Raw genomic sequence first — 12,068 nt, forward strand, 5'->3', positions numbered from 1 at the left:
CGTGTTGAGAAAACAGGGTCGCAAAATGGTCCCAGGACTATTGAAACGCAATATGTACAAAACAATTGCTTAAACACGTGCCCCTTGATTTGCGTCGAAAAAGAGGTCAAGTCAAAAGAGACGCCTGTATTTTCCGTAACGCAAGCGCATCAATGGTCCAATAAAACGTTCCGTGTATCACGTTGTGATTTTATGAAACAACGTCGAGCATTCCCTGCTTCTTTCGCTCAATCTGTTTCGGATATGCGCTACCGTCCGTCAATCCTGTTTGACGGGAATTGAAATGACCAGGCCGGCAAATCGATCGCGTTTATTTTTGTTCGCGCTGAATCCAAGATGGCACCCCAGGCATCCGTTGTTCATTAATGAGATTGCAACAGCCCGCCAATGAGATTGCAACAGCCCGCCGATATACGCCTTTTTCCACGCGTTCATATTCGTGCTTGCCTGCAGAGATTTCTTTCGCTGCCTGCTTCTCAAACTCCCCTTCCGGTTCGTGATCGATGCTCATCGCTTTGGCATTCACGGCAATCCACTTTGCCTTAATATTTTCCTGGCGCGCAATATCGGCAAACATATCTTCCATCACGCGCGCCGGGACATTCGCTCTGTCATGGAAAAAGTAATGGTGGTGCATCGCTTCCAGAGTGGTCGCATAAATATTATGTGTCAGCTTCGCACGCTGGCGTGCTTCTGCAACCGTCACGAGCCGCTTCGCCTTCGTCTCTTTCTCCAATTTTTTCGCTTCAGGAGCCGGTTTCGCTTCGGGACTCGCTTTCGTTTTTTCTGCCTCAGCAGGGCCGGCAAACACGGCAACCGCCACACTCAAGACACTCACACCGGCGATCGCCGAACAGAATTTAATTGTCACTGGGAAACGCATTCGACTGCTCCTGTATTTTGTATGATCCCTTGGGATCTAATTCACGGCTGAGATTTCGCCAGTAATTGAGTCTGGCTCTATATGAGCCATCAGTTTAATCGTTCCCTCGCCATAAAACAAGACGTTTTTATCCTATTTTGTAAATCCAGCTGGAGACAGGACGCATTGATCTCTCAGATCTGCTCCAGAACGCCTTTCCCCTTGAGTTCGTCCCCCACGTTTTGGTATAAACGCACATTGATATATAATTCTGCATAGGTTGAACTCAGCGATAAGAAACGAATGCAGTTTAAAATAGCAAAACCGGAAAGGAAAACGATGCTGTCATTCTTGAGCGCGCAGGATCAGCAATGTCACACCAGATCACGGCGAGAATTTCTCCGAATCGGTGCGCTCGGACTGACCGGACTTTCTCTGGCTGATTTATTACGCGCCGAAGAAAAAGCGGGAATCCGTTCTTCAAACAAAGCCATCATTAATGTGCATCTGGATGGTGGCCCGCCCCATATGGATATGATCGACTTGAAACCGGAAGCCCCGGTAGAAATTCGTGGCGAGTTCCAACCCATTTCAACCAGTGTCACCGGCGTGCAAATCTGTGAGTTAATGCCGCGTCTTGCTGCACACGCGGATCAATTTGCCTTTGTACGATCACTCGTTGGCTCCGCCGGTGCCCACGATGCCTTTCAGACGCAATCAGGCTTTAAGAAAAAAGACATGCTCGCCGTGGGCGGTCGCCCTGCCCTGGGTTCGGTTATCTCGCGACTCAAAGGGTCTCCGCAGGATCTTTCGCCTCCGTTTGTCGACATCATGCAGGGACGGGGCTTAGTCCGAAACAGCGCACGCCCGGGATTCCTGGGTCCCGCATATCAACCTTTCCGCCCCGATATCTCTGACCTGTTTCAGCGTCAGCTCGAAAAAGGCATGCAAGGGGAACTCAAGCGATTAGGCGCCGATCATCAGGTCAGCCTGAAGCTCAATCCCTCGTTGAGCATGGAGCGACTGGAAAACCGCACGACCTTACTTTCCGAACTGGATACCATTCGTCGCAAAGTCGATGCCAGCGGCATGATGGACGCGATGGACCGTTTTTCCCAGCAAGCCGTCAGCATACTGACATCCGGTCGACTGGCAGATGCGATGGATTTAACACTGGAAGATCCAGCAACTTTGGCGCGCTATACGCCGACAACACAAAATGATTCATCACGCTTTTACACCAGTGAAGGCCCTGATGCGGTAAAGAAATTTCTGCTCGCTCGCCGCCTTGTCGAAGCAGGTGTGCGTTGCGTGAGCATCTCGATCAGTGATTTCGATACCCACTCCAGCAATTTCAAGCGGATGCGTCAGTTACTGCCCCTGGTCGATCATGGCCTCACCACCTTAGTCGCCGACCTCAAAGAACGCGGCATGCTGGATGATGTCACTATTGTTGCCTGGGGAGAATTCGGTCGCACGCCACGCATCAATTCGAAAAAGGGAGGTCGCGACCATTGGCCGCGCGTCGGCCCCGCGATTCTTGCCGGCGGTGGAATGCAGACCGGTCAGGTCATCGGCAAGACCGACCGCACCGCCAGCGCTGTGATTGAGCGCCCCGTGCACTACAAAGACATCTTTGCCACTTTATATCATAATCTTGGCATCGATCCGCATGCGATCACGCTCACTGACCCGCGGGGACGGCCTCAATATCTGCTGGATGCAGGTACGCGGCTGAGAGAGCTGGTTTGAATCCTGATAGACACGTTCAGACCGGTAAGCTACTTGTTTCGCACTTTCGTGACGGGTATGATCATTAATTGCGCAAAGAACGAACCTATGTTAGTCGCATCAGCGTGATACAAACCGCATTCTGACCGGAGAGCTTCACCCCATGAAAAATTTGATCGCCCCCCTTTGTAGCTTTGTCTTACTTCTTCTCTGCAATCTGCCCGGTGCGCAAGCAGATGATCTGCCGCACTACAAACCGTTGTTTAACGGCAAAGACCTGACCGGCTGGGTGAATGTGAATACAGATAAAGATACCTGGTATGTCAAAGATGGCATGTTGATCTGCACGGGACATCCCATCGGCGTGATGCGAACTGATAAGCAGTATGAAAACTTTCTACTGCACGTTGAATGGCGGCACATGGAAGCAGGCGGTAATTCGGGCGTCTTCGCCTGGAGTGAAGGAACTGTTCCCGAAGGGAGACGCTTACCTAAAGGGATGGAAATTCAAATGCTGGAACTCGACTGGGTGAATCAGCACAAGAAAAAAGATGGCACTCTGCCCCCCATCGCTTATGTGCATGGCGAGCTCTTCGGCGCCAACGGCTTAACCACGATTCCCGATAACCCTCGCGGCACACGCAGCAAATCAATCGAAAATCGCTGCAAAGGAAAAGGACAATGGAATGTCTATGATGTCGTCTGTGTCGATGGTGTCGTGAAGCTTTCGGTAAACGGCAAATTTGTAAATGGTGTCCGAAATGCATCCATCAAAAAGGGTTATCTCTGCCTTGAATCGGAAGGGGCCGAAATCCAGTTTCGCAGTATCCAGATCATGGAATTGCCCCCGGGAGTCACTTCCAAAGCTCAAACGGCCCCTCTGCTGAAGTAAAAACAGGCACATTCCTTAACTAACCTCATAAAAAACAACAGGTTGTGTCATTTCCGGCAGCTTGACTCTGCTCTCAAGACAGAATAAAATAATACCGATATGTTGATCAGCCACGGGAGCCACAATCCTGTGGTTGACTCAACGAATTCGTCCTTGCCTGTACTCAGGCCAGTACGCAAAAGAGTTCCCACCTGTTTTTCCTGCCCTAAAGTGTGATGCCAAGTATGATTGCCAGCCAGCAACATCGTCTTTTTCGATTCCGCGTGACCGCACTTAGTTTGCTATTGGGGATCTGTTGTTTCATTTTTTCACAGACTTCGCGTGCCGCAGATCCGAAACCTCTCACTGGCGAACAGATTTATCGTAAGATGTGCGTTGAGTGTCATGCCGCCAATGGGCAAGGCGTGATGGACAAAGCCAACCCGTTTCACGGCATGAAGACGCTGGTTGAACTCACCACACTCATCGATGAAACGATGCCGGAAGAAGACCCCGAGTTCTGTCAGGGTGAAGAAGCCAAACGGGCCGCCCAATATGTCTTCGATCGATTTTATGCCAAAGACACAGCTGCTGCCGGCAACAGTTCACGCGTGCAACTCTCACATTTAACCGTACGACAGTATCTGTTCACGACATCTGACCTGCTGTCGCATTTTCTGGGAAACGCCAATGTCACCAGCAAGGAACGCGGACTCAATGCAGAATATTATGACAGTCGCAGCATGCGGCGCGATAAGCGCGTCATAAAACGAATTGACCCCGTGGTCAACTTCCAGTTCGGCGACAAAAAACCGGACGAGAAAATCACCAACGCGGAAGAGTTTTCCATGAAGTGGGAAGGCTCAGTCCTCGCAGAAGAAACTGGCGATTATGAATTCATTCTCAAAACAGAAAACGGTGCCCGCTTATGGGTGAATCAGAAAGATCCGATTATTGATGAATGGGTCAGTTCAGAGGGACGGGCCAAAGAGCACAAAGCCACGATTCGCCTGCTGGGAGGCAAACCCTATACCATCCGACTGCACGTGTTCAAATACAAAGAAAAGTCTTCGTCGGTTGTCCTCGAATGGAAGCCGCCCCATAAAGCACAGGAAGTCATTCCACAACGGAATCTCACACCACAACAGGTGCCCGGAACGTTTATCACGTCCACTGTCTTCCCACCCGATGACAGTGTTTCCGGCTACGAACGCGGTACTGCAGTTTCCAAAGCCTGGGATGAAGCAACCACGTCTGCTGCCATCGAGATCATGACCAGTGTGATTAAGCATCTGGATCGTTTAGCCGGTACCAAACCGGATGCCAAAAATCGCAAAGAAAAAATTCAACAGTTCTGCCACCGTTTTGCCGAACTCGCCTTTCGGCGTCCGTTAACCGACGAGCAAAAGACATTCTTTGTTGATCAGCACTTCAAACAGGAAGCCGCCGTCGAACTCGCCGTCAAACGTGTCGTTCTGCTCGTTTTGAAATCACCCCGTTTTCTGTATACCGATCGGGAATATCCGGCACTGGACGACTATGCCATCGCGTCCCGACTCTCTTACGGTCTATGGGATTCCATGCCCGACCGTCAATTGTTTGACACAGCCAGAGCAGGCAAACTGAAAACCCCTACCCAGATCGCGCAACAGGCTGACCGCATGCTGCGCGATCCCCGTGCTCAGTCCAAGCTGCGTTACTTCTTCCATCACTGGCTACAACTCGACGAAAAAGAAGAACTGGCTAAAGACAAGGCACTCTTCCCCGAATTCAATGAGTTGGTTGTTTCTGACTTGCGAACCTCGCTTGACCTGTTCATTGATGATGTGGTCTGGAACAAATCATCCGACTATCGGCAGTTGCTGCTCGCCGATTATGTTTACCTTAACCCGCGACTGGCAAAAGTCTATGACGTCAAACTACCCGATGGCCAGGAATTCCAGAAGGTCTCACTCGACAAAGACAAGCGGGCCGGTGTGATCACGCACCCGTATATGATGGCGAACTTCGCGTATCACAATTTGAGTTCTCCCATTCACCGCGGTGTGTTTGTCACGCGGCGTTTGCTGGGCCGAACACTGAAACCGCCCCCACAGGCAACTGAATTCAAAGACGGCGATTTCAAACCAGGCATGACCACCCGCGAAAAAGTCGCCTTGATTACGAAACCATCCGCCTGTATGTCGTGTCACAGCATCATCAACCCCCTCGGTTTTAGTTTGGAGCACTTTGACGCGATCGGCCGATACAGAGAACAGGAGGTCAAGAAAGCCATCAATGCCTCGGCTGAGTTGACTTCTGTTTCGGGCGAAACGGTCAAATTCAACGGAGCCCGGGATCTGGCCACCCATATCGCCACCGACCATCACGCCCACGCAGCATTTGTCGACCAATTGTTTCACCAGGCAGTCAAACAGCCAATTAATGCTTATGGCGAAAATATTCGGGAAGAACTGACCACAAAATTTGAAAAAACTGACTATAATATTCAACAGCTACTGATCGAAATCATGAAGGTTGCTGCCTTACACCAACCTCATTCCTGAGAAAGAGATATTCCATGAGATATCAATCCCGCCGCGCATTTTTAAAAGAACTCGGTCTCTCAACGGCTGTTCTGCCACTGGTCATGAACTTGCCCAGTCTAGGCTTTGCCGCAGATCGCGCCATTCGTAAACAGCGACTGATCGTTATGTTCAGCCCTAACGGTATCGTTCCCAAAACGTATTGGCCGGACGAAGTCGGTGACAAGTTCGAACTGAAAGAAATCATGCAGCCGCTGAAAGCCTATCAGGATCAGATGCTCGTGATCAAAGGGGTTGCAGACCGCGTTCGCGGTGATGGCGACAGCCACATGCGTGGCATGAGCTGCCTGCTGACGGGGATTGAATTGCTGCCCGGCAATATTCAAGGCGGCTCGCACACTCCCGCCGGTTGGGCCAGTGGTCAATCGGTCGACCAGGAAATCAAACGCTTTCTGCAAAGTCAGCCGGAAACTCGCACCCGCTTTGGCTCATTGGAGTTCGGTGTGAATGTGCCTCATCGGGCAGACCCCTGGACCCGCATGGTCTACGCTGGTTCCAACAAACCGATTGCCCCGATTGACGATCCGTATCAGATGTTCGAAAAGATTTACGGTCAGATGAAAGACCGGAAGAGTCTGGCCAGCATTCTGGATGATGTGCGGGAAGACCTGAAAAAGGTCAGAACCAAACTCAGCCGCGAAGACAAGCAGCTGCTGGAAGAGCATGAAACCTATGTGCGACAGATGGAACAGGAACTCAAAGCCGGACAGGAACAAAAACTGTCCATCGAAGTTCCTGTGCAGGAAGTGGGCGTGAAAAATGATAACGATCACATGCCTGTCACCAGCAAAATGCAGATCGACCTGATGGTCAACAGCTTGGCCAACGACATGGCCCGCGTTGCGACACTGCAGTATACCAACTCGGTCGGTCAGGCACGGATGAAGTGGCTCGGCATCGAAGATGGCCATCACGGTCTGTCACACAAGCCGGACAGTGACGAAGATGCTCAGGAAAAACTGACCAAAATCAATAAATGGTTCTGCGAGCAACTGGCTTACCTGGTTCAGAAACTGGATAAAACTCCCGAGCCGAACGGCGAGGGAACCCTGCTCGATAACACACTCGTTGTCTGGACCAATGAACTAGGTAAAGGGAACTCGCATACGCTGAACGACGTCCCACTGGTTCTCGTCGGTAAGGGACTCGATTTCAAAATGGGACGCTCTCTCCAATTCAAAATGGTTCCCCACAACCGCTTCCTGATGTCGCTGGCTCACGGCATGGGTCATCATGTGAAAACATTCGGGAATCCCAATTTCTGTGGCGATGGTATTCTGTCTGAACTGACTTAATTTCATTATCACTCGGATAATTGAGAACAATCATTCCACTGCGTGTTCCTTTTACCTAAACAGGGACACGCAGTTTTTTCTTGCGGTCATACTCTGGTATCTTTGACGATCTCGAATCACTCTGTCATAATTCGTTTTCGAAATGAATCGAAAAACATGATCAGCCAGAATCACTGACGAGATGAAAGGAAGCCGCAGCATGGATCACATCACCCGCCCCAAAGAGGAAGACGAATACTTCTTCGAAGAAGGTTGCTTCATCCTCGAAATGTCGAGCCCCGATGTCGATCCGGAAGTCTCGCTGGCCAGAGCCCGTGTGGAGCCTGGTAAGAAAACTCGGTTCCATCGACTCAAAGGCACATTTGAACGCTACATCATGCTCTCAGGAACCGGTCTCGTCGAAGTCGGCGACTATCCACCGACCAAAGTTCATCCCGGCGATGTCGTTCGCATCCCCCCCGACACCGACCAGAGCATCACCAATATCGGCGAAGAGGACCTGGTCTTTTTCGTGGTCTGCAATCCCCACTTCCTGAAGTCGATCTACGTCGATTCGGAAGACCTGCGAAAACAATTTTGAATTTGTGCTTGCAGCTCAGTGATTGGTCACTGCCCCATCCTGACCTCAAGAGTAAATTTTCACTGTAAAAAAGGTCTTTCTACTGCCCAGGCTGTTATTTTCTTAAAGATATGTTGTCCACATCGGGGTTTTATGTAGGTTCGTTTTCGCTTGCTTTCAGTAAATTCGTCGCTGGTTTTTGTCTGCTAAGAGTGCTAATACCATTGGCCCGAAAAATGCAATTCCGATGAATTCTGCCAGTAGAGTCTGCATGAGCAGATAGGCTGTCACGAAAAAAAAGAATGTGGTAAAGAATCCCAGCCCCCTGGAATACCCCTTCTCCGTCGTGATATAAACAGAGCCGGTAAGGAAGCCAATAAGAAGAATTCCCGTCGCTAGGAAAGCAATCCCTCCTGAAATAGATTGATCGAGTTGACCAAGGTTGTCTGGCGGCGTTAGAAAGATACTGCTCAGCCCGATCAATCCAAGAAATAACACAAAAGAGATGAGAATAATATAATAACCGGTTCCGATAAATTTTTGTGTTATTTTTTTTGCATTCTCGGCTATCTGTTCTGAAGACAAAATATATCCGGTTGCAAAATCCAATTTGGCTTGCCGCAAATTCGCATCGGTTAAAACGGCTTCAGTCAGATCCGCATCAGTAAAATCTGTTTCGATCAGATTTGCATTACTTAAATCAGTTGCTTTTAATCTGGCTCCACAGAGATTAGCCCATTTTAAATTCCCTTCACTCAGGTTTGCACCACTTAAATCAGCTTCCCTCAAATCAGAATTGAAGAAATTTGCCTTACTTAAGTCAGTTTTAATTAATCTGATTCCGATCAAACTGGAGTTGCTCAAATTTGCATCTACCAATTTAGCGTGAGTCAAATTTGTTTCGTTCAAAATCGTATGACTCAAATTAGCCTGAACTAAAAAAGCCCCGTTCAAATCAGCTTCGTTCAAATTTGCGTTTGTCATATTGGCGCTTGTCAGATCGGCTTTATGGAGCGTAGCATGGCACAAATTTGCCCGGCACAATTTGGCTTGACTCAAATAGGCTCCGGTTAAATCACTGCCTTTCAGGTTCGCATCTCTCAGATCAGCATTGATTAAATCAGCTTCAGTCAGATTGCTACCGCTTAAATCGAATCTTCGCAAATCAGCCTTGTTCAGATCCAGACTTGCGTGTGGATTCTTACATTTCCAAAGATCAATAGCATAATTTCCCTGTTGGACTATTTTTATATGTTCTGGATTTGCCACAATTGCCTCACATACCAATCCATACAACAGCAGTGCCATTCACCCTTGCTACTGTTTTTGCTTTTTTCTCTCAAACTGAAATTTTTCATATGGATTAGCCTCGAACCACTCCATGCATAGATTGCCTTTGATTGTAACCGCTGGGATCCCCCCGTGTCTAACTCGAGGTGATTTTTCTCCACTTATGTTGCCTCCTGATGCTGAAATCTGGGAATCGTTACCGAGCGAATGATGTTCAACCGCGCGGGACAGGACAAAACGCCAAAAGAAGTTGCCCAGTTTGTAAGCCAACGCGAACAGTTGCAACCGCGTCTGATTGTCTTTGAACATACGGCAGGAGAGCTTCGTCCATCTGATGGCGTTCTTGTCTTCCATCTTCCACTGCTCCGCCTATACTACGACCATTGTAGACCTCACGCATTCTTCAAATGCCGACTCAAGTTAGTCACGATGAATCCGACACGAGAGAACAGCACACACCACAAGATTCCCGGTAAAATACCCTAGTCGCACCACCAGTGGTGCGAAAAATAAAATTCAAAAAGCAGGCACCAACGAAGCCAATTTCGAACTGAAAAGTAAACGACCCACTCCGAATGCAGTTTCAGCCAGTCATTTTTTCCTCGCCCCTTAGTTAAGAAATTTAACTATCTCTGTTTCGTTCTGATTTGTGGGCAGTTATACTCAAGAAATGGTATTGAACCTATAGCTTCAAGTTAGCTGACATTCAAAAAGGATCTGCTCGCATGAAACCGACGTCCGCTTCCCTCCTGCTCGCCGCCCTGGCCTTGTTTCTTCCTACCCAGGTGTTTGCTGAACTTCAGGCTGGTGCTGTCATTGTCGATGTCACTCCTACTAAATTTCCCGTACTCGTGAATGGTAGCATGGTCAGTCGTAGCGTGAGTACGGTCAAAACCAAAATCAATGCACGCGCCATCGTTGTCGCCGACGACGAAGAGCGCCTTGCCATCGTCGTTGTGGATAGTTGCATGCTGCCTCGTCCACTTCTGGATGAAGTCAAAAAGCTCACTGCACAACGCACTAAAATTCCTGCGGACCATATTCTGATTTCAGCCACACATGCGCACTCGGCTCCTTCCAGTCTAGCCTGTTTGGGTACCAACGCCGATCCCGAGTACGTGCCGTTCCTCAGAGGAAAACTGGTCGATGCCATTGCCGCCGCGGAAGCCAATCTGGAACCGGCTCAAGTTGGCTGGGGATCGGAAAACGCCGCCGACTATACTGCCCTCAGACGCTGGATTCTGCGTCCCGACCGGCTGAGAAACGATCCTTTCGGCAACCCCACTGTCCGCGCCACGATGCACGCCGGCACCAACTGGGACAATGCCGTCGGGGAATCAGGTCCGGAAGACCCGGAACTGTCTCTGATCTCATTCCGTGCCACAAATGGGCGTCCGATTGCCCTCCTGGCCAATTTTTCCATGCACTACTTCGGTGATGCTTCACTGAGTGCTGACTATTTCGGTTTGTACTGTAACGGCCTGCAGGAAAAACTGGGAAAGAAAGTCGACAAAGACGCGCCGCCTTTCGTCGCCATCATGTCGCATGGCTGCAGTGGTGACATCTATCGTCGCGATTACACCAAGCCCAAAGACCAGTGGGCCTTTACCGATGATATCAATGAATATGCCCAAGGCCTCATCAAAATCACCTTGCAGGCTTACAATAATATTAATTATTTACAAGACGCTGACATCGAAATGGCCGAAAACCGCCTGCAGATGAACTATCGCGTCCCCAATAAACAGCTCCTGGAATGGTCACAAAAAATTGTGAAAGAACTGGGAGACCGCCTCCCCAAAACCCAGGAAGAAATCTACGCTCGTGAGCAGGTCATCTTACACGAGCGTCAGTCCACGGAAATCGTCACACAGGCGCTCCGCATCGGTGATATCGCCATCGCAACCACCCCGAACGAAACCTACGCGTTGACCGGTTTGAAACTGAAAAAGCAAAGTCCGTTGGCGAAAACGATGGTCATCGAACTAGCCAACGGCGGCGATGGATATATTCCCCCACCCGAGCAACATCTGCTGGGTGGCTATAACACTTGGGCTGCCCGCTCGGCTGGACTGGAAGTCCTCGCTGAACCGCGCATCGTGGAATCCGATCTGGAGTTGCTTGAGAAAGTCAGCAATCAGCGTCGAAAGTTTTATCAACAGAGCCGCGGACCGGCTGCGGGAGCGATTCTGGCATTGAAGCCAGCCGCTTACTGGCGACTGGATGAATTCAATGGTCCCCGTGCCCGTGACGCCTCCGGCAATCAGCGCGATGCGATTTATGAACCCGCCATCGCCTATTTTCTGGAAGGTCCCGAATCAAAATCGTTCTGCAAAGCCGATGAAACCAACCGGGCCGTCCATTTTGCCGGTAATCGCTTGCAGGCACGCATTAATGATCTGAAAGACCAGTATTCCATCTCGCTTTGGATCTGGAACGGGATGCCTCTGGACGCACGCGAAATCAGCGGCTGGATGTTTTCTCAAGGCCCCAACCATGGACTCGCCGCCTACGGCGGTCATCTGGGACTGGGCGGAACCGAATTTCCCGGCAAGCTCGTCTTCATGAACGGCAGCGACCGTAAACTCCACGCCGGCCAGACTGCTGTCGAACGCTGGACCTGGAACCAGGTCACTCTCGTCCGCGACGGAGACACGGTCAAAGTCTATCTGAACGGCAAACCAGAAATCGAATTGAAGTCGGCTCCCGGAAAACCGGGACCGATGCTCGAACAACTCTTTTTCGGCGGACGGACCGACAATCAATCCAACTGGGAAGGACGCCTGGACGAAATTGCCGTGTTTAATCGGGCGTTGACACCTGCCGAAGTCAAAACATTGGCCCAATAATTAACCCTGATATTCGTTAGAAATCG

The 12,068-nt window shown here is 50.0% G+C and carries 9 protein-coding genes; 6 read left to right on the forward strand and 3 right to left on the reverse strand.

Annotated features, from left to right (window positions below; translation table 11 throughout):
- Positions 1 to 310 precede the first annotated feature (310 nt).
- Positions 311 to 883, reverse strand: coding sequence for a hypothetical protein (locus Pan241w_RS15460; protein ID WP_145217525.1), 573 nt, complete (start codon positions 881 to 883; stop codon positions 311 to 313).
- 318 nt (positions 884 to 1,201) lie between these two features.
- Here Pan241w_RS15460 and Pan241w_RS15465 point away from each other — a divergent pair, with 318 nt between their 5' ends.
- From Pan241w_RS15465 to Pan241w_RS15485, 5 genes are all read left to right on the forward strand, one after another.
- Positions 1,202 to 2,614 carry a DUF1501 domain-containing protein gene (locus tag Pan241w_RS15465; protein WP_145217527.1) on the forward strand — a complete coding sequence of 471 codons (1,413 nt, stop codon included), beginning with the start codon at positions 1,202 to 1,204 and terminating at the stop codon, positions 2,612 to 2,614.
- A gap of 142 nt (positions 2,615 to 2,756) precedes the next feature.
- On the forward strand, positions 2,757 to 3,485 hold the full coding sequence (locus Pan241w_RS15470; RefSeq protein WP_232107166.1) for a 3-keto-disaccharide hydrolase: 729 nt from the start codon (positions 2,757 to 2,759) through the stop codon (positions 3,483 to 3,485).
- A 215-nt stretch (positions 3,486 to 3,700) separates the two neighbouring features.
- Positions 3,701 to 6,010, forward strand: a complete 2,310-nt coding sequence (locus Pan241w_RS15475) for a DUF1592 domain-containing protein (RefSeq protein ID WP_145217530.1) — start codon at positions 3,701 to 3,703, stop codon at positions 6,008 to 6,010.
- 14 nt (positions 6,011 to 6,024) lie between these two features.
- Positions 6,025 to 7,344 (forward strand): DUF1552 domain-containing protein, encoded by a 1,320-nt coding sequence (locus tag Pan241w_RS15480; protein WP_145217532.1) that lies wholly within the window; start codon positions 6,025 to 6,027, stop codon positions 7,342 to 7,344.
- A 199-nt stretch (positions 7,345 to 7,543) separates the two neighbouring features.
- Positions 7,544 to 7,924: a cupin domain-containing protein gene (locus tag Pan241w_RS15485; RefSeq protein ID WP_145217535.1), complete on the forward strand. Its 381-nt coding sequence runs from the start codon at positions 7,544 to 7,546 to the stop codon at positions 7,922 to 7,924.
- A 156-nt stretch (positions 7,925 to 8,080) separates the two neighbouring features.
- Here Pan241w_RS15485 and Pan241w_RS15490 read toward each other — a convergent pair whose 3' ends face one another.
- Both Pan241w_RS15490 and Pan241w_RS15495 read right to left on the reverse strand, forming a co-directional pair.
- Positions 8,081 to 9,211, reverse strand: a complete 1,131-nt coding sequence (locus tag Pan241w_RS15490) for a pentapeptide repeat-containing protein (protein WP_145217538.1) — start codon at positions 9,209 to 9,211, stop codon at positions 8,081 to 8,083.
- A gap of 9 nt (positions 9,212 to 9,220) precedes the next feature.
- Positions 9,221 to 9,547 (reverse strand): hypothetical protein, encoded by a 327-nt coding sequence (locus Pan241w_RS15495; protein WP_145217540.1) that lies wholly within the window; start codon positions 9,545 to 9,547, stop codon positions 9,221 to 9,223.
- A 371-nt stretch (positions 9,548 to 9,918) separates the two neighbouring features.
- Between Pan241w_RS15495 and Pan241w_RS15500 the strand changes: the two genes are divergently transcribed.
- Positions 9,919 to 12,042, forward strand: coding sequence for a neutral/alkaline non-lysosomal ceramidase N-terminal domain-containing protein (locus Pan241w_RS15500; protein WP_145217544.1), 2,124 nt, complete (start codon positions 9,919 to 9,921; stop codon positions 12,040 to 12,042).
- Positions 12,043 to 12,068 lie beyond the last annotated feature (26 nt).

Source organism: Gimesia alba (genome assembly GCF_007744675.1).
GTDB classification, from domain to species: domain Bacteria; phylum Planctomycetota; class Planctomycetia; order Planctomycetales; family Planctomycetaceae; genus Gimesia; species Gimesia alba.

Excerpts from the sequence above, each read along its gene's own strand:
- Pan241w_RS15460 (WP_145217525.1), bottom strand. The coding sequence starts at position 883 with ATGCGTTTCCCAGTGACAATTAAATTCTGTTCGGCGATCGCCGGTGTG.
- Pan241w_RS15465 (WP_145217527.1), top strand. The coding sequence starts at position 1,202 with ATGCTGTCATTCTTGAGCGCGCAGGATCAGCAATGTCACACCAGATCA.
- Pan241w_RS15470 (WP_232107166.1), top strand. The coding sequence starts at position 2,757 with ATGAAAAATTTGATCGCCCCCCTTTGTAGCTTTGTCTTACTTCTTCTC.
- Pan241w_RS15475 (WP_145217530.1), top strand. The coding sequence starts at position 3,701 with ATGCCAAGTATGATTGCCAGCCAGCAACATCGTCTTTTTCGATTCCGC.
- Pan241w_RS15480 (WP_145217532.1), top strand. The coding sequence starts at position 6,025 with ATGAGATATCAATCCCGCCGCGCATTTTTAAAAGAACTCGGTCTCTCA.
- Pan241w_RS15485 (WP_145217535.1), top strand. The coding sequence starts at position 7,544 with ATGGATCACATCACCCGCCCCAAAGAGGAAGACGAATACTTCTTCGAA.
- Pan241w_RS15490 (WP_145217538.1), bottom strand. The coding sequence starts at position 9,211 with ATGGCACTGCTGTTGTATGGATTGGTATGTGAGGCAATTGTGGCAAAT.
- Pan241w_RS15495 (WP_145217540.1), bottom strand. The coding sequence starts at position 9,547 with ATGGAAGACAAGAACGCCATCAGATGGACGAAGCTCTCCTGCCGTATG.
- Pan241w_RS15500 (WP_145217544.1), top strand. The coding sequence starts at position 9,919 with ATGAAACCGACGTCCGCTTCCCTCCTGCTCGCCGCCCTGGCCTTGTTT.